This is a genomic window from Salegentibacter sediminis (assembly GCF_002078605.1).
Taxonomy (GTDB): Bacteria; Bacteroidota; Bacteroidia; order Flavobacteriales; family Flavobacteriaceae; genus Salegentibacter; species Salegentibacter sediminis.
On the sequence record NZ_MSJR01000001.1, the window covers coordinates 494,992 to 512,428 of the forward strand.

Consider the following 17,437-nt stretch of genomic DNA (forward strand, 5'->3'; position numbering starts at 1 on the left):
TAAAATACTATGAAAAAATTACTTTTTTTGCTTCTTATACTTTTGAGTTTTTCAGGTCTGAAAGCTCAAAATCTTAATAATTATAAATACGTAATTATTCCTGAAAGCTTTGAATTTTCTAAGGAGAAAAACCAGTATCAGCTAAATGCCTTGCTGAAATTTCTTTTTGAAAGAGAAGGATTTGAAACTTTAATGAATAGGGAAAACCGCCCTGAAGATCTGCAGCGCGATAATTGTCTCGGTCTTAATGCGAATGTTAAGGAAGATTCCGGTCTTTTTACAACCCGAATGAAAATTACCCTCGAGGATTGTCAAGGAAAACTAATTTTCACTTCTGAAGAAGGAACGAGCAGGGAAAAAGATTATAAAAAGGCCTGGCATGAAGCTTTGAGAAATGCTTTCGAATCGGTGGAAGCTTTGAATTATAGTTTCGAAGCAGATGGCCCACCTGCAGCTATTGTTACCGCAGAGCCTCCAAAGGCGGAAAAAGTGGCCAGAGTTGCTGCTGAAATTCCACAGGGAGAAAAAACTGCCCCTGAAAGACCAGAAGAACCTGTAAGAGTTATTCCCAGCGAACCAACTGTGGGGGAGAATGAGCCCGGAACCCTTACCTTCGAAAAAGATGGAACCTATTTTCAACTTGAGAAGAACGAAAATGGTTACGCCCTATATCAAAGAGGCACGAGCGAACCCTTCGCTTTGCTTATTCGTTCACAGGAAGGCGGTAGTTTTATCTATAATTCGGTAACCAAACAGGGGATTGCCTCATTTTCTGAGAATGGCGATCTTGTGGTAGAACATTTCGATGCCGGGAAAGGAGTTTCGGTAAAAACAATTTACAGCGCTACAAAAGACTAATAATTATATTTCGTTTTCCAGCGTTTCCTTAAAAATTCCCGTTGAGCGTTTTCCCGTGAGTTGTTCCCCGGGTCGTATAATTGCGTACCCTTTATTTCTTCCGGGAGAAATTCTGTTTCGGTAAAATTGTTTTCGTAATTGTGGGCGTATTTATAATCCTTTCCGTAGCCAATATCCTTCATCAATTTGGTTGGGGCATTTCTAATGGCTAAGGGGACCGAGAGATTCCCGGTTTTTTTCACCAACGCCTGTGCCTGATTAATGGCCATATATGCAGCGTTACTTTTTGGTGAGCTTGCCAGATATGTCGCGCATTGGCTAAGGATGATGCGACTCTCTGGGAAGCCGATAGTGCTTACAGCCTGAAAGGTGTTATTTGCGATTACCAGTGCTGTCGGATTAGCATTCCCAATATCTTCACTGGCAAGGATAAGCAATCTTCTGGCGATGAATTTTACATCCTCGCCCCCTTCAATCATTCTGGCAAGCCAGTAAACGGCCCCGTTGGGATCACTTCCTCTTATCGATTTTATGAATGCTGAAACTATATCATAATGCTGTTCTCCTGCTTTATCATAAAGAACCGTGTTCTGCTGAACTTTTTCCAGGACCAACTCATTGGTTATTTCGGTACCTTTTTCTGTAGCATTAGTAAGAATCTCAAATAGATTAAGAAGTTTTCTTGCATCACCACCGCTTAGGCGTATTAAAGCTTCGGTCTCTTTTAATTTAACTTCTCTGGAGGCGATGTGTTTATCATCTTTCATTGCCCGGTAAAGCAGGGCTGTTAAATCTTCTTCAGAAAAAGCTTTCAGAATATAAACCTGGCAACGGGATAAAAGTGCAGAGATCACCTCGAAACTGGGATTTTCAGTAGTAGCTCCTATTAAAGTGACCCATCCTTTTTCCACAGCGCCTAATAGGGAATCCTGTTGAGATTTGCTGAAACGATGAATTTCATCTATAAAGAGAATAGGATTTTTTGTGGTGAATAAACCATCGCTTTTTTTGGCTTTTTCAATTACCTCCCGCACATCTTTTACTCCACTGCTAATTGCGCTAAGCGTATAAAAAGGCCGGTCGGTTTCGTTGGCTATAATGTTGGCCAGGGTAGTTTTTCCCACTCCGGGAGGGCCCCAGAGAATAAGAGAAGGAATGTTTCCAGACTTTATCTGTTGTCTCAAAGCGCCTTTTGGACCTACCAGATGCTGCTGACTAAGATATTCATCCAGATTTTTTGGGCGTAATCTTTCTGCTAATGGTTCATTCATCTGACAAAATTAGTAAATTGGATAACACTTTGTCACTATTAAAGGATATGGTTGATTTTTTGTTGGTAAAAGCTTAAAAAAGAATTGTGAAGCAGGTTGAGCCTTTTGTCTTTTCTACCAGGGTGGTGGGGTATCCCATCCTCTTTGTACTCCTTATTTGGCTTGTATTTTGGTTTGAGGTAAGGTTCAACGTGAATCTTAATATGTATGGGGTACGTCCCAGAGAAATAACAGGCCTGAGAGGAATTTTGTTTTCACCTTTCATTCACGGGGATATTAAACATTTATTTAATAACTCTGTACCGCTTTTAGTGCTATCGATGTCTTTATTTTATTTCTACCGGAGAATTAGTTGGCAGGTTCTTTTAATTGGATTGCTAATAACAGGTCTCTTAACCTGGAGTATTGGTAGGCCTTCTAATCATATTGGCGCAAGTGGAGTGATTTATATGCTCGCTGCTTTTCTTTTTTTTAAAGGGGTTTTTTCAGGATATTTTCGATTGATTGCACTTTCTCTTATTGTGGTTTTTCTTTATGGCGGAATGTTATGGTATGTGGCTCCCATTGAGCCTGGTATTTCCTGGGAGGGCCATCTATCCGGTTTGATCACCGGTTTTGGCCTGTCGTTGGTATATCGTAAAAATATAGCTAAGAAACCCAGATATGAATGGGAGAAACCTGAATACAATGAAGAAAACGATAGGTTTATGAAGCATTTTGATGAAAATGGAAACTTCATTGAACATCTTCCCGAAGACGAGGTAGAGGAAATTGAGGACAAGGAATCGGAAACAGTTCGGTATAAATATTTTTACCGGGAAAACTCTAAGAAAGATCCCAAGGAATAATACTCAATTCTAACTTCTTTGTCTCACTGCTTCATATAGAATTGCTCCGCAGGCTACTGAGACATTTAAGGATTCAATGCTTCCGGCCATCGGGAGTTTAGCCTTTACATCTACTGCATTCAAAATTGAATTAGAAACTCCTTTAGCTTCACTGCCCATTACCAGAGCACTCGCCTTTTTAAAGTCAACCTTATAGATGGTATCATTTGTTTTTTCTGTTGCGGCTACGACCTGAACATCTGAAGCCTGGAGAAAATACACAGCATCTTTAATATGGTTAACTTTGCAAAGTGGCACATTGAAAACAGCCCCCGCTGAGGTTTTTACCGTATCAGCATTTACCGCTGCCGATCCTTTTTCGGGAAATATAATGGCATTTACCCCGGTGCATTCTGCGGTACGGATGATAGCTCCAAAATTCCTGGCATCAGTAATCTGGTCCAGCAAGAGAAAAAGGGGAGTGGAAGTTTCTTCAAAAGCCTGTGCAACTACTTCCTCAATGCTTCGGAAACTAACCGGTGAAATAGAAGCTACTACTCCCTGATGGTTGCCTTTAGCAAGTTTGTTGAGTTTTTCTACCGGTACATAGGAGAGATTGAATTCCCCTTTATTGAGTAAATGATTCAATTCCTGAAATAATGGCCCCGATAGTCCTTTTTGCACATAGACTTTATCGATTGCCTTTCCGCTTTGTATTGCTTCTATTACGGCTCTTATGCCGAAGATCCTGGTGTTTTCTTCCATAACCGCAAAGGTAAGTTATTATCTCTGGTTGGCACAAATAAAAAAGGCTGCCCGTTAAGGCAGCCTTTTGATATACTTAAAAACTACTACTCGTTATCCCAGAAAAGTGGGGTTTGTTGAGAGTCTCCTCCAATTGCGGTAGAGGCGGCCTCGTAGTTAGCCTGGTTAAGATTCTGTTCGTTTACTGGATAAGTAAGACGAAGTGGAACCGGATTTCCTGTATCTTCAGGAAGGTTAAACTCGGGAGCATCAAATTTTCTCCATACACTCCATCCTTCAAAAGGATTATCGAACATAGCGATCCAGAATTGAGTTCCTAACTGCTCCATAGTGCCATCATAGGCAACTTCTGGTTGAGATAGGTATCCAGAAACATCTACATTTGGTCCTAACCAGTATTTCATTGAAGCTGTAATACCTTCTTCGTAGTACCATTGGGCGTCATTTTCTAAAGCTGCACCTTCCATAGCTGCATAAGCCAGGTGGAAGTTTACTTCAGCATAATCCATAAGGATTCCTGCGTGAGTTGGATCTCTAAACTGAGGGCCAATGTGCGTATAGCTCTGGAAAGAGTTACTTCCTCCATAGATACCTCCGGTATATGGTTCGATGTTGTCATCGAAGTATACCATTCTACGAGGATCTTCCAGTTCGTTCATAACGTCTACGATGGTGTTGGCAACAACATAGTCAGAACGTCCACTCTGTACCAAATCTTCCCATAATGGGTTGGTGTTTGGAGCAGAAGGTTGATATTCAATTGTTGCATTATCAGCGTTTGATTCAAATACTCCTTTGCCTACAGCTTCTTCAACTTTAGCAAAGTCATCAGTTCTTGCTGCTAAACGTACCAACAATGAATTGGCAAATTTTGACCATTTTGCCATATCTCCGTTATATAACTTATCAGAAGATGAAAAGCCTTGTGCAGCTTCCAGTGCTGTAGTGACATTGCTAAGTCGGCTCTTTAGATCCTCATAGATTGTTGCAGCATCGTCATAAGCAGGTAAGGTTTGTTCATCGGCATTCAGAGCTTCAGTGTAAGGAATATCCCCAAAACTATCCACTAGAATTTGCCATGCATAAACCTCTAGAACTTCTAATTGAGCTATTCTTGCATCCTTCTCAGCTTGAGATAATTCCGCATCTGATTCAGAAAGATCAGCGGCAACATTCTCTTTAGCATTTTGAAGATCAAAAATCACTTCACGATAAAGAATTCCCCAGTGATTTTGTGGGATATTCCTGTTGTTTAAATCATAGTTAGGTTCATCCAAATAGGTAGTCGCAGTAAGATACTGCGCGATAAACCTGGTAATGTTTAGGTTTACGTTTGGACTGGCCATTTGGTCCATCAAGCTAACCGTTGCTGAAGTGAACAGAAAATCTGCTGATACCTCAACTGGGTTTTTAGGATCTCTGTTGAGATCTTCGTATTGCTCATCGGTCTGGCAAGACCATAAAGTTGATAGAGCAATAAATGTTATTAATATTTTCTTCATGATAATATTTTAATTAAAAGTTAAGTTTAACGCTTGCTCCAATTTCTTTGAATGCAGGATATGCACCAGATTGATATCCCTGGATGTTACCTGCACTAAGACCTGCTTCCGGATCGGAATAAGGAAGATTCTTGTGGATAATCCAAAGGTTTCTTCCTACCACAGAAATAGACGCTCTGGTGAAAGGAAGTCTTTCAATCATTTCTTCTCCAAAAGCATAAGTAAGGCTAGCTTCTCTAAGCTTCACGAAAGATGCATCGTAAACGTGACCTTTGTTTGCGTCTCTGGCATATCCAAATGGAGTACCATAATAACCGGCATAAACTCTGGTTGTGTTTGGCTGACCATCTTCGGTTACCCCTTCAAGAATTACACCACCACCATCGGCAACGGCATCTCTAATTGGATTTCCAAGGTCGTTTGGTCCAACAGATCTGTCATAAAGACCAGTTGCGAAACCATACCAGGTATCAAGAGAGAAAATATCTCCACCTTTTTGAACATCGATAAGGAAGTCAAGACTTAAGTTTTTGTACTGGAATGTGTTAGATACACCTCCGGTCCAGTCTGGCTGGATATTACCGATGATTTCGTTAGAATTTGCAGATCTCAGGTAGTAACCGGCATCGTTAACGATTCGGTTTCCGTTGTCGTCATACACATAATCTCTACCTCTAATAGCACCATAAGGCTCACCTGGGGCAGCGTTAATAGAAACACCACCTTGAAGGGCTGCTAATTGTAGGTTGTCTATCCCTTCGGTAAGTTCAAGAACTTCACTACGGTTACGTGCCCAGTTAATGTTCATATTCCAGTTGAAGTCTTCACTTCTAATTGGATTAAGGTTTAAAGATACTTCAATACCCTTATTTTCAATAGTACCTGCGTTTAATAACTTTTGAGATCTTCCAGTAGCAAATGAGATTGGCACCGGAGTAATCTGATCTTCTGTTTGAGTGTTGTAGTAAGAAATGTCAAACCCAACTCTTCTGTCAAGGAAGTTTGCTTCTAAACCAACCTCATAAGATTTTGCACGTTCAGGTTTAAGCTCAAGATTATTTAATTGTAATGTATTACTTGCAACTCCAGAACCTGCAAAAGGTGCTCCAACAGCGTAAGTATTAAATACATTGTATGGAGTAGTATCTCCACCAACTTCAGCATAATTAGCTCTTAACTTGGCGAAATTAAGCCAGTCGGCATTAATTGCGTTGGTTAGGATAACACTTGTCGAAATAGATGGATAGTAGAAAGTGTTGTTGTCAATAGGAAGGGTTGAAGAACGGTCTCTTCTAAGTGTTCCTTCAATGAAATAAGTGTCAAGGTAACCTAATCCTACCCGGCCGTAAATACCATCAACCATTTGAGTTGCCTCGTATTCATCGGGAGCTAGAAGAGGTCCAGCACTATTTACAAGAGAATAGAAACCAGGAGCACTAATTCCCCCATTGGTGGATGCTCTTATAGAGCTATTTTGGTTTCTTCTAAGGTTCCATCCTAAGTTACCGTCAAGGTTAAGATCGGTAGCGATATCGTGGTTGAAGTTAAGGATAACATCGTAGTTATACTCTGCAACTCGGTTGTTGAAACGTGAGTAACTTGATACCCCTGAGCTTCCTACATTTCTTCTTTCTTCCTGAATTTCATCGTAAGTATCAAAAGAGAAACGTCCTAATACACTAAAGATGTCATTGATCTCATAATTTAGATTAATGTTACCAATATATCTGTTACGGGTATCGGTTTGGTAGTTTTCATAACGTGTAAAGTATGGGTTATCTGAATAGATTGGAGAAAGGTTGGAAGGGCTGTTAGGGTTCCAGGTGATGTTTTCACCGGTTTGGAAATAAGCATCCCTTTGCTCGTAAAGATCTACGTTGGTTTGCCACCATTGACGGAATTGTTGCATTGGGTTTTCAGAATCATAACCTGTCCCATATCTTCCTCTACCATCACTTTTGATATAAGTAACGTTTGTACCAACACTTAGGTCGTCAGTAAAGTCGTGACCAGCACTAAATTTGATAGTGTTTCTTTTCATTCTTGCATTAGGTAGGTTACCATCCTGATACATGTTAGTGAAACCTAATCTAAAGTTACTCTTTTCGGTACCTCCGTCTAAAGCCACAGAATTAATTGCGGTTGAACCAGTTTCCCAAATATCATTAGGATTGTGTTCTCCGGCCACCCAGGGAGTTGCTTGCTGGTAAGTATCGGTTAACTGTGGATAAATTGAATTCCACTGATAGATCATACGGTTAGGATCGAAACGAGCACCAAAAGAAGCATCTTCTGTAAATGGGGTTGTTTCATCAAGGTTACCGTCACCATCAACATCATAAAGACTGAAATACCCGTCTTCAGAAGCATAATAAGGTCCATATCCTGCTCCATATTGATCCTGGTAAACAGGAAGTGTTTCTTTGTCTGCACGGCTGGTCATTAAAGTAGAGTTGATAGAGATACCAATTCCTTTACCTTTTTGACCTTTTTTTGTTTCGATAATAATTACCCCGTTCGCAGCACGCGCACCGTAAAGAGCCGTCGCTGCAGCACCTTTAAGAACGTTCATAGAAGCGATGTCATCTGGGTTGATGTCTGCTGCGGCATTACCGTAGTCATAACCACCTCTACCACCTCTTTGATCGCTGGTGTTAGGCGTAGCGTTGCTTATAGGGGTTCCGTCAATTACAAATAAAGCCTGGTTATTTCCTGTAAGCGAGGAATTACCACGAATTACGATGTCGGAAGAACCACCCATAGTACCAGAGTTTTTAACTTTAAGACCTGCTACTTTACCAGAAAGAGAGTTCATAAAGTTAGTGGTTGGTACATCAGATACTTCAGATCCGTCTACTTCCTGCGTGGCATACCCCAGAGATTTTTTCTCTCTTTGGATACCCAGTGCAGTTACCACAACCTCTTCAAGTTGTGCTGCATCCGCTTTTAACACTACATCAATAGTTGTGTTGTTTCCTACCGGATACTCTGCTGTTTCCAGACCAACGAAAGAGAACACCAACACATCGCCTTCATTGGCAGTGATGGAGTAATTTCCGTCAAAATCTGTTTGGGTACCAGCGCTGGTACCCTTCACTAAAACGTTTACCCCTGGTAACGGCAGACCATCTTCATCGGTCACCGTACCGGTAATCGTTTGTTCTTGCGCAAATGTTATTTGCACAACAAACGCTAGTAATAGCGTTAAAATACTACTAAACTTTGTTTTCATTTTAAAATTTGTTTGAATTAGCCAACGCCAAATGTGCTAATAAATGGTTAATTATACAAGCTTTTGTTTCTTAAAATGATTTGAATTCTTAGTATTTTCTTAAAAAAACCTTTTAGAAGGTTCTTTTTCAGTGCATGAGAGGGTTTTTGAGGAGGTGTTAATGTTTTTGCCAGAACTTCTCAGATTTTGAAGCAAAGGCATGTTTTTATTGAATTTATGTTAAAAACCCGATTTCATCTTTTTTTCACTCCTATTATATATGATGAATTCAAGGGAAGTTTTCTGGGTTTTTTATCAACTTGCCGAGCCGCTTGAAAATTAATTGATTATGGATTTGAAAACTTGGTTTTTATTTCTACATTTGCAAACCCTAAAAAATAGGGAGTAATTTAAAAATTAATTAGGTAAAAGAAATTATGCCAACAATTTCACAATTAGTACGAAAAGGAAGAGCCAAGATTACCAAGAAGAGTAAATCGGCTGCTTTGGATTCGTGTCCTCAAAGAAGAGGTGTGTGTACCCGTGTGTATACTACCACTCCTAAGAAACCTAATTCGGCTATGCGTAAAGTAGCCAGGGTAAGGTTGACTAACGGAAAAGAAGTTAACGCTTATATTCCGGGGGAAGGACACAATTTGCAGGAGCACTCGATAGTATTGGTTAGAGGCGGAAGGGTTAAAGATTTGCCAGGTGTTAGGTATCACATTGTTCGTGGAGCTTTGGATACAGCTGGTGTTGAGGGTAGAACTCAGCGCAGGTCTAAATACGGTGCAAAACGCCCTAAGAAGTAATTAAAAACTTTTAATGTAAAGAAATGAGAAAAAGACAGGCGAAAAAGAGACCTCTTTTACCGGATCCAAAATTTAATGATCAACTTGTTACACGTTTTGTGAACATGATGATGTGGGACGGTAAAAAATCGGTGGCCTTTAAAATTTTCTACGATGCAATGGATATTGTGGAAGAGAAAAAACAAGACGAAGAGAAAACCGCTTTAGAAGTATGGAAAGATGCTTTATCTAACGTAATGCCTCACGTAGAAGTGAGAAGTAGGCGTGTGGGTGGAGCTACCTTTCAAATTCCAATGCAAATCAGGCCAGATCGTAAAGTTTCAACTGCAATGAAGTGGTTGATTAGCTTCTCTCGTAAGAGAAACGAAAAGGCTATGGCTCAGAAATTAGCTGCAGAAGTTCTTGCTGCTGCTAAAGAAGAAGGTGCTGCTGTGAAGAAAAGAGTAGACACTCATAAGATGGCTGAAGCTAATAAAGCATTCTCTCACTTTAGATTCTAAGAAAAATGGCACAAAGAGATTTAAAATTTACAAGAAATATAGGAATTGCAGCGCATATTGACGCCGGAAAAACCACCACTACAGAGCGTATCCTTTATTATACAGGGATAAGCCATAAGATTGGGGAGGTTCACGATGGTGCTGCAACAATGGACTGGATGGAACAGGAGCAGGAAAGAGGTATTACCATTACTTCTGCTGCAACTCACTGTAAATGGATGTACCGTGATCAGGAGTTTACTGTGAATATAATTGATACCCCGGGTCACGTTGACTTTACCGTAGAGGTAGAGCGTTCTTTACGTGTGCTTGATGGGGTTGTTGCTTTGTTTAGTGCTGTGGATGGGGTTGAGCCTCAGAGTGAAACAGTGTGGAGACAGGCAGATAAATATAAGGTTCCTCGTTTAGGATTCGTTAATAAAATGGACCGTCAGGGAGCCGATTTCTTTAATGTGTGTAAGCAGGTTAGAGAAATGTTAGGGGGGAACCCTGTACCGCTTCAGGTTCCAATTGGAGAAGAAGCTGATTTTAAAGGGGTGGTAGACCTTATTTCTAAAACTGCCGTAATCTGGAATGATGAAGATCACGGGATGACCTATGAAACCATAGATATTCCTGAGGAACTTATGGAAGATGTGAATAAATACCGTACAGAGCTTGTAGAAGCTGTAGCCGAGTATGATGAAGCATTGATGGAAAAGTTCTTTGAAGATGAGAATTCAATTACTGAAGATGAAATTATTGCTGCGCTTAGAGCTGCAACCATAGATATGTCTATCATACCTATGATGTGTGGTTCTGCCTTTAAAAATAAAGGAGTTCAGGCAATGCTTGATGCAGTAATGAGATATCTTCCTTCTCCGGTAGACGTTGAAGCTATTGTAGGGGTTAATCCTGAAACTAATGAAGAGGAGAGCCGTAAGCCACACGTTGACTCACCATTCTCTGCTCTTGCATTTAAAATTGCTACCGATCCTTTCGTAGGGCGTTTAGCTTTCTTTAGAGTATATTCTGGTTCTCTTGATGCCGGATCTTATGTTTTGAATAACCGTTCAGGTAAAAAAGAACGTATCTCTCGTATCTATCAGATGCATTCGAATAAGCAGGAACCTATTGATAAAATTGAGGCTGGAGATATTGGAGCTGCTGTTGGTTTTAAAGATATTAAAACCGGAGATACACTTACCGATGAGAAGCACCCAATTGTACTTGAATCAATGTCTTTCCCGGCCCCCGTTATCGGTATTGCTGTGGAGCCAAAGACTAAGGCTGATGTTGAGAAAATGGGAATGGCACTTGGTAAACTTGCAGAAGAAGATCCTACATTTACTGTGCGTACCGATGAAGCTTCAGGCCAGACAATAATTTCTGGTATGGGTGAGCTTCACCTGGATATTATTATAGACCGTATGCGTCGTGAGTTCAAAGTAGAAGTTAATGTAGGTCAGCCTCAGGTTGAGTACAAAGAAGCTGTTACCAGAACTGCCGATCACCGTGAGGTTTATAAGAAGCAAACAGGTGGTAGAGGTAAATTTGCCGATATCGTGTTCACTTTAGGGCCAGCAGATGAAGATTTTGAAGGGGAAGGCCTTCAATTCGTAGATGAAATTAAGGGTGGACGTATTCCTAAAGAATTTGTTCCTTCTGTAGAAAAAGGATTTAAAGAGGCTATGAAAAATGGTCCTTTAGCTGGCTTTACTATGGATAGTCTTAAGGTTACTCTTAAAGACGGATCTTTCCACCCTGTGGATTCCGACCAGTTATCTTTCGAACTTGCTGCTAAATTAGGATATAAAGAAGCTGCTAAAAAAGCCGGTTCTGTAATCCTTGAGCCAATTATGAAAGTTGAAGTTGTTACTCCGGAAGAAAACATGGGAGATATTGTAGGTGACCTTAACAGAAGAAGAGGTCAGGTAAACAATATGTCTGATAGATCTGGAGCTAAAGTTGTAAAAGCTGAAGTACCGCTTTCTGAAATGTTTGGTTATGTAACCACGCTTAGAACGCTTTCTTCAGGTAGAGCAACATCAACTATGGAATTCTCTCATTATGCTGAAACTCCTTCAAATGTTTCTGAAGAAGTGATTAAGGCAGCAAAGGGTACAAACGAATAATCTTAGGAAAATGAGTCAAAAAATTAGAATAAAACTAAAATCCTACGATCATAACCTGGTTGACAAGTCAGCTGAAAAGATCGTAAAAACCGTAAAAACTACGGGTGCAGTGGTAACAGGACCAATTCCTTTGCCTACGCATAAAAAACTTTTTACAGTTTTACGTTCTCCTCACGTAAACAAGAAATCAAGAGAGCAATTTCAGCTTAGCTCTTATAAGAGACTTCTTGATATCTACAGTTCTTCTTCAAAAACGATCGATGCGTTGATGAAGCTTGAATTACCAAGTGGGGTTGAAGTAGAGATTAAGGTGTAAGTCTATCCCCGCGAATGCGGGGATCTATTAAACTTACTTCGGTAGGTTTTACATGTCCTGAGCAGTTGGCGAGGGAAAAACGGAAGAAAGATACATTCAGGGCGAAAGTATTTTTCTGCCCTGAATTTTTTTTAAATAAATAAGTAATAATCAAAAATTAATTATGTCTGGGTTAATAGGAAAAAAAATAGGCATGACCAGTATTTTCGACGAGAACGGGAAGAACATCCCTTGTACCGTGATTGAAGCCGGTCCATGCGTAATTACCCAAGTCAGAACCAAAGAGGTTGACGGGTATGAAGCACTTCAACTTGGTTTCGATGACAAAAAGACTGCCAACAAAGCTGCCGAAGGGCATGCCAAGAAAGCGGGAAGCGCTGCAAAGCGTAAAGTCGTGGAATTCCAGGGATTTGAAGGAGATTTTAAATTAGGTGATGCTATCACCGTGGAACACTTTAAAGAAGGGGAATTCGTAGATGTTTCCGGTACTTCTAAAGGTAAAGGTTTCCAGGGTGTGGTAAAAAGACACGGCTTTGGTGGTGTGGGTCAAGCGACTCACGGACAGCATAACCGTTTAAGAGCTCCAGGTTCTATTGGTGCTGCATCTTATCCTGCGAGAGTTTTCAAAGGAATGAAGATGGCCGGTAGAATGGGTGGAGATAAAGTGAAAGTAGAAAACCTAAGAGTTTTAAAAGTGGTTACAGATAAGAACCTTCTCGTAGTGAAAGGTGCTGTGCCTGGTCACAAAAACTCATATGTAATCATTAGCAAGTAATGGAAGTAGCAGTTTTAGATATAAAAGGAAAAGAAACAGGCAGAAAAGCGCAGCTTTCTGATTCTGTTTTCGCAATAGAGCCTAACGAACATGCTGTTTATCTTGATGTAAAACAATACCTGGCTAATCAACGTCAGGGAACGCATAAAGCTAAGGAACGTGCAGAGATCACTGGTTCTACGCGTAAGATCAAGAAACAAAAAGGTACCGGTACGGCTCGTGCAGGTAGCATCAAGTCTCCTATCTTTAAAGGTGGTGGACGTGTTTTTGGTCCAAGACCAAGAAACTACGGTTTCAAATTGAACAAAAACCTTAAGCGTCTTGCCAGAAAATCGGCTTTGACAATTAAGGCGCAAGGAAATGCGATTACCGTCGTAGAAGATTTTTCTTTTGATGCACCAAAGACGAAAAATTACATCGACTTTTTGAAAGCCCTTGGTATTCAGGACAAAAAATCCCTGATAGTATTGGGCGAGTCAAATAAAAACGTATATTTGTCGTCACGTAATTTGAAGGGCTCTGAGGTTGTAAGTAGTTCAGAATTAAGTACTTACAAAATATTGAACGCGAAGAATATCGTGTTCCTTGAGGGGTCTTTAGAAGGAATCGAGTCGAATTTAAGTAAATAAGCCTTATGAATATCTTAATAAAACCCATTATTACGGAAAAAGCCACAGCAGATAGCGAGCTTAATAATCGTTATGCTTTTGTGGTAAACAATAAGGCGAATAAGATTGAAATCAAGAATGCGGTAGAAGCTGCATACGGAGTTTCAGTTGAAAAAGTTCGTACTATAAATGTCCGTCCAGATCGCAAAACCAGATATACTAAATCTGGAATGATCACTGGTAAAACCAGCGCTTTCAAAAAAGCATTGGTACAGGTGACGGAAGGTGAAACTATTGATTTGTATAGTAATCTTTAAGATTAAAAAATGTCAGTTAGAAAATTAAAACCAATCACACCTGGACAGCGTTTTAGAGTAGTAAATGGGTTTGACGCCATTACTACTGACAAGCCGGAAAAAAGCCTTTTGGCTCCGATCAAAAAGTCGGGTGGAAGAAACAGTCAGGGAAAAATGACCATGCGCTATAAAGGTGGTGGTCATAAAAGACGTTACAGAGTTATCGATTTTAAACGTGACAAGCAGGGGATTCCTGCTACTGTTGCCAGTATAGAATACGATCCAAACAGAACGGCCTTTATCGCATTATTGAATTATCAGGATGGCGAGAAAAGGTATATTATTGCTCAGAACGGTCTTCAGGTAGGACAGAACCTGGTATCAAGCAATGAGGCTGCGGCTCCAGAAATTGGAAATGCAATGCCTTTAAGTTTTATTCCTCTTGGTACTATTGTTTCCTGTATCGAACTTAGAGCCGGACAGGGTGCTGTTATGGCAAGAAGTGCTGGAGCTTTTGCCCAACTTCTTGCGAGAGAAGGTAAATACGCAACCATCAAACTTCCTTCAGGAGAGATAAGAAGAGTGCTTTCTACTTGTATGGCGACTATTGGTGCTGTTTCAAACAGTGATCACCAGTTGCAGATCTCTGGTAAGGCTGGTAGAAAACGTTGGTTGGGTAGAAGACCAAGAACAAGACCAGTTGTGATGAACCCAGTAGATCACCCAATGGGTGGTGGTGAAGGTAGAGCTTCAGGTGGTCACCCACGTTCAAGAAAAGGTTTACCTGCAAAAGGTTTCAAAACCCGTTCAAGAACAAAAGCGAGTAATAAATATATTGTAGAACGTAGAAAGAAATAATAAGATATGGCACGTTCATTAAAAAAAGGACCTTACGTTCACTATAAGTTAGATAAGAAGGTTGCTCAAAATGTTGAGTCTGGAAAGAAAGCCGTGATCAAAACCTGGTCTCGTGCATCGATGATTACTCCAGATTTTGTTGGGCAAACCATCGCGGTTCATAACGGGAAACAATTTGTTCCTGTGTATGTAACCGAGAACATGGTAGGTCATAAATTAGGAGAATTTTCACCAACACGTTCTTTTAGAGGGCATGCAGGTGCGAAAAATAAAGGTAAAAAATAATTGAAGCTATGGGAGTTCGTAAAAGAGAAAGAGCAGAGCAAATAAAAGAAGCCAACAAGCAGGTGGCATTTGCAAAGTTGAATAACTGCCCTACTTCCCCCAGAAAGATGCGTCTTGTTGCGGATCTTGTAAGAGGTGAGAAAGTAGAAAATGCGCTTCATATTTTAAAATTCAGCCAGAAAGAGGCGTCAAACCGTTTAGAAAAGCTTTTGCTTTCTGCTATTGCCAATTGGCAAGCTAAAAACGAAGAGGCAAGTATCGAAGATGCTGAATTATTTGTGAAAGAGATTCGTGTAGATGGCGGCGCAATGCTTAAGAGGCTGCGTCCGGCACCACAGGGTCGTGCACACCGAATTAGAAAAAGATCCAACCACGTTACTTTGGTGCTTGGAGAAAACAATAATACACAAAGCTAAGTAAGAGTATGGGACAAAAGACAAATCCAATCGGGAATCGCCTTGGTATTATCAGAGGATGGGAGTCCAACTGGTATGGAGGAAATGACTACGGCGACAAGTTAGCCGAAGACGATAAGATTAGAAAATATATCCATGCTCGTCTCTCTAAAGCGAGTGTATCCAGGGTAATTATTGAGCGTACCCTTAAGCTTGTAACCGTTACTATCACCACTGCCAGACCCGGTATCATTATCGGAAAAGGTGGCCAGGAGGTAGACAAGCTTAAAGAAGAGCTAAAAAAGATCACAGACAAGGAAGTTCAGATTAACATCTTTGAGATTAAGAGGCCAGAACTTGACGCTCATTTAGTGGCATCAAGTGTTGCAAGACAAATCGAGAATCGTATCTCTTACCGTCGTGCAATAAAAATGGCTATCGCGGCTGCTATGAGAATGAACGCTGAAGGGATTAAAATTGAGATCTCCGGTCGTTTAAACGGTGCTGAAATGGCACGTTCAGAATCATACAAAGATGGAAGAATTCCATTGTCTACTTTTAGGGCCGATATTGATTATGCTTTAATTGAAGCTCACACTACTTATGGTAGACTGGGAGTTAAAGTATGGATCATGAAAGGCGAAGTGTACGGTAAAAGAGAACTTTCCCCGCTAGTTGGCCTGGCCAAAAAGCAAGGTGGGAAGCCTGGAGCCGGTCGAGGTGGTAACAAATCACGTCGTAGAAAGTAATTTTTTAAAGTAAAGAAAAAATGTTACAACCTAAAAGAACAAAATACCGTAAGCAACAGAAAGGCCGTATGAAGGGGATGTCTCAAAGAGGGCATCGACTTTCTAATGGTACCTTCGGAATAAAGTCTATGGACTCTAGTTTTGTAACCGCCCGTCAAATCGAGGCAGCGCGTATTGCTGCTACTCGTTATATGAAAAGGGAAGGTTCGCTTTGGATCAAGATATTTCCAGATAAGCCTATCACCAAGAAGCCTCTTGAGGTACGTATGGGTAAAGGTAAAGGTGCCGTTGAATACTGGGCAGCTGTTGTAAAACCAGGAAGAATCCTATTTGAAATTGGTGGGGTGCCAATGGACGTGGCTAAAGAAGCCCTTCGTCTTGCTGCACAAAAACTTCCTGTGAAAACTAAGTTTATTGTAGCTAGAGATTATCAGGCTTAATATTTAAATGTTATGAAACAATCAGAAGTAAAAGAATTTTCTGTGGCAGAATTACAAGAGGAGCTTGATAAGTCTAGAAAAGCATATTCAGATTTAAAAATGGCTCACGCAGTTTCGCCATTAGAGAACCCAATCCAGCTTAGAGCTGTAAGAAGAGATATAGCGAGACTTGCTACAGAGTTAACTAAAAGAGAACAACAATAAGTGTTATTCTGCTGAACATGGAAAAAAGAAATTTAAGAAAAGAGCGTATAGGTGTTGTTACCAGTAATAAAATGCAGAAATCAATCGTGGTTTCTGAGGTTAAGAAAGTAAAACACCCTATGTATGGAAAATTCGTTTTAAAAACGAAAAAATACGTAGCGCACGACGAGCAAAACGACTGCAACGAAGGAGATACTGTAAGGATCATGGAAACAAGACCTTTGAGTAAATCTAAATGTTGGAGATTAGTAGAAATAATTGAAAGAGCGAAGTAATTATGGTACAACAAGAGTCTAGACTAAAAGTAGCAGACAATACCGGAGCTAAAGAAGTGTTAGCTATTCGTGTATTAGGAGGTACAAAGAAAAGATACGCTTCTGTTGGAGACAAAATAGTTGTCAGCGTAAAAGAAGCTACACCTAACGGAAACATTAAAAAGGGTGCAGTTTCAACAGCAGTAGTTGTTCGTACCAGGAAAGAAGTGCGCAGGCCAGATGGATCTTATATCCGTTTTGATGATAATGCTTGTGTATTGTTAAACCCAACCGGAGAGATGCGCGGTACCCGTGTATTTGGCCCGGTGGCGAGAGAACTTCGTGATAAGCAATTCATGAAAATTGTATCATTGGCACCAGAAGTGCTTTAATACAT

Annotated in this window: 21 protein-coding genes; 17 read left to right on the forward strand and 4 right to left on the reverse strand. The window is 40.4% G+C overall.

All coding sequences use genetic code 11. The features are described 5' to 3' along the window. The first annotated feature begins 9 nt into the window (after positions 1-9). Complete coding sequence (locus tag BUW93_RS02320) at positions 10-858, forward strand: hypothetical protein (protein WP_081208809.1); 849 nt, start codon at positions 10-12, stop codon at positions 856-858. On the opposite strand, the gene BUW93_RS02325 is transcribed toward BUW93_RS02320, so the two are convergent. Continuing rightward, entirely contained in the window at positions 855-2,129 is a 1,275-nt protein-coding gene (locus BUW93_RS02325) for a replication-associated recombination protein A (RefSeq protein WP_081208811.1), read from the reverse strand. The genes BUW93_RS02320 and BUW93_RS02325 overlap by 4 nt on opposite strands. A gap of 86 nt (positions 2,130-2,215) precedes the next feature. Here BUW93_RS02325 and BUW93_RS02330 point away from each other — a divergent pair, with 86 nt between their 5' ends. Continuing rightward, positions 2,216-2,977: a rhomboid family intramembrane serine protease gene (locus BUW93_RS02330; RefSeq protein ID WP_081208813.1), complete on the forward strand. Its 762-nt coding sequence runs from the start codon at positions 2,216-2,218 to the stop codon at positions 2,975-2,977. Positions 2,978-2,986: 9 nt separating this feature from the next. On the opposite strand, the gene rlmB is transcribed toward BUW93_RS02330, so the two are convergent. From rlmB to BUW93_RS02345, 3 genes are all read right to left on the reverse strand, one after another. Further along, positions 2,987-3,721: a 23S rRNA (guanosine(2251)-2'-O)-methyltransferase RlmB gene (rlmB, locus tag BUW93_RS02335; RefSeq protein ID WP_081208815.1), complete on the reverse strand. Its 735-nt coding sequence runs from the start codon at positions 3,719-3,721 to the stop codon at positions 2,987-2,989. 86 nt (positions 3,722-3,807) lie between these two features. Further along, positions 3,808-5,223: a SusD/RagB family nutrient-binding outer membrane lipoprotein gene (locus BUW93_RS02340; protein ID WP_081208817.1), complete on the reverse strand. Its 1,416-nt coding sequence runs from the start codon at positions 5,221-5,223 to the stop codon at positions 3,808-3,810. Between the two features lie 13 nt (positions 5,224-5,236). Further along, positions 5,237-8,455: a SusC/RagA family TonB-linked outer membrane protein gene (locus BUW93_RS02345; protein WP_081208819.1), complete on the reverse strand. Its 3,219-nt coding sequence runs from the start codon at positions 8,453-8,455 to the stop codon at positions 5,237-5,239. 416 nt (positions 8,456-8,871) lie between these two features. On the opposite strand from BUW93_RS02345, the gene rpsL reads away from it, so the two are divergent. The 15 genes from rpsL to rplN all read left to right on the forward strand — a co-directional run bounded on the left by rpsL (position 8,872) and on the right by rplN (position 17,432). Next, the gene (gene rpsL, locus BUW93_RS02350) at positions 8,872-9,246 is read left to right on the forward strand and encodes a 30S ribosomal protein S12 (protein ID WP_010230128.1); all 375 of its coding nucleotides are present in this window, start codon (positions 8,872-8,874) and stop codon (positions 9,244-9,246) included. A gap of 23 nt (positions 9,247-9,269) precedes the next feature. Next, positions 9,270-9,746 carry a 30S ribosomal protein S7 gene (gene rpsG / locus BUW93_RS02355; protein ID WP_081208821.1) on the forward strand — a complete coding sequence of 159 codons (477 nt, stop codon included), beginning with the start codon at positions 9,270-9,272 and terminating at the stop codon, positions 9,744-9,746. Between the two features lie 5 nt (positions 9,747-9,751). After that, positions 9,752-11,860, forward strand: a complete 2,109-nt coding sequence (fusA, locus tag BUW93_RS02360) for an elongation factor G (RefSeq protein ID WP_081208823.1) — start codon at positions 9,752-9,754, stop codon at positions 11,858-11,860. 10 nt (positions 11,861-11,870) lie between these two features. Beyond that, positions 11,871-12,176, forward strand: coding sequence for a 30S ribosomal protein S10 (rpsJ, locus tag BUW93_RS02365; RefSeq protein WP_072318085.1), 306 nt, complete (start codon positions 11,871-11,873; stop codon positions 12,174-12,176). A 163-nt stretch (positions 12,177-12,339) separates the two neighbouring features. After that, positions 12,340-12,951: a 50S ribosomal protein L3 gene (gene rplC / locus BUW93_RS02370; RefSeq protein WP_081208825.1), complete on the forward strand. Its 612-nt coding sequence runs from the start codon at positions 12,340-12,342 to the stop codon at positions 12,949-12,951. Further along, positions 12,951-13,580, forward strand: coding sequence for a 50S ribosomal protein L4 (gene rplD / locus BUW93_RS02375; RefSeq protein ID WP_081208827.1), 630 nt, complete (start codon positions 12,951-12,953; stop codon positions 13,578-13,580). The genes rplC and rplD overlap by 1 nt, the downstream gene beginning before the upstream one ends. 5 nt (positions 13,581-13,585) lie before the next feature. After that, a complete protein-coding gene (gene rplW, locus BUW93_RS02380; RefSeq protein WP_081208829.1) occupies positions 13,586-13,876 on the forward strand; it encodes a 50S ribosomal protein L23 in 291 nt (96 codons plus the stop codon). Positions 13,877-13,885: 9 nt separating this feature from the next. After that, positions 13,886-14,713, forward strand: a complete 828-nt coding sequence (gene rplB / locus BUW93_RS02385; RefSeq protein WP_081208831.1) for a 50S ribosomal protein L2 — start codon at positions 13,886-13,888, stop codon at positions 14,711-14,713. A 6-nt stretch (positions 14,714-14,719) separates the two neighbouring features. After that, positions 14,720-14,998 carry a 30S ribosomal protein S19 gene (gene rpsS / locus BUW93_RS02390; RefSeq protein ID WP_081208833.1) on the forward strand — a complete coding sequence of 93 codons (279 nt, stop codon included), beginning with the start codon at positions 14,720-14,722 and terminating at the stop codon, positions 14,996-14,998. Positions 14,999-15,006: 8 nt separating this feature from the next. Beyond that, a complete protein-coding gene (gene rplV, locus BUW93_RS02395) occupies positions 15,007-15,414 on the forward strand; it encodes a 50S ribosomal protein L22 (RefSeq protein ID WP_081208835.1) in 408 nt (135 codons plus the stop codon). Between the two features lie 8 nt (positions 15,415-15,422). Then, positions 15,423-16,142 (forward strand): 30S ribosomal protein S3, encoded by a 720-nt coding sequence (gene rpsC, locus BUW93_RS02400; protein ID WP_081208837.1) that lies wholly within the window; start codon positions 15,423-15,425, stop codon positions 16,140-16,142. Between the two features lie 20 nt (positions 16,143-16,162). Further along, positions 16,163-16,582 (forward strand): 50S ribosomal protein L16, encoded by a 420-nt coding sequence (gene rplP / locus BUW93_RS02405; RefSeq protein WP_081208839.1) that lies wholly within the window; start codon positions 16,163-16,165, stop codon positions 16,580-16,582. 12 nt (positions 16,583-16,594) lie between these two features. After that, the gene (rpmC, locus tag BUW93_RS02410) at positions 16,595-16,786 is read left to right on the forward strand and encodes a 50S ribosomal protein L29 (RefSeq protein WP_081208841.1); all 192 of its coding nucleotides are present in this window, start codon (positions 16,595-16,597) and stop codon (positions 16,784-16,786) included. A gap of 17 nt (positions 16,787-16,803) precedes the next feature. Next, a complete protein-coding gene (gene rpsQ, locus BUW93_RS02415; RefSeq protein ID WP_081208843.1) occupies positions 16,804-17,061 on the forward strand; it encodes a 30S ribosomal protein S17 in 258 nt (85 codons plus the stop codon). A gap of 2 nt (positions 17,062-17,063) precedes the next feature. Next, positions 17,064-17,432 (forward strand): 50S ribosomal protein L14, encoded by a 369-nt coding sequence (rplN, locus tag BUW93_RS02420; RefSeq protein WP_081208845.1) that lies wholly within the window; start codon positions 17,064-17,066, stop codon positions 17,430-17,432. Positions 17,433-17,437 lie beyond the last annotated feature (5 nt).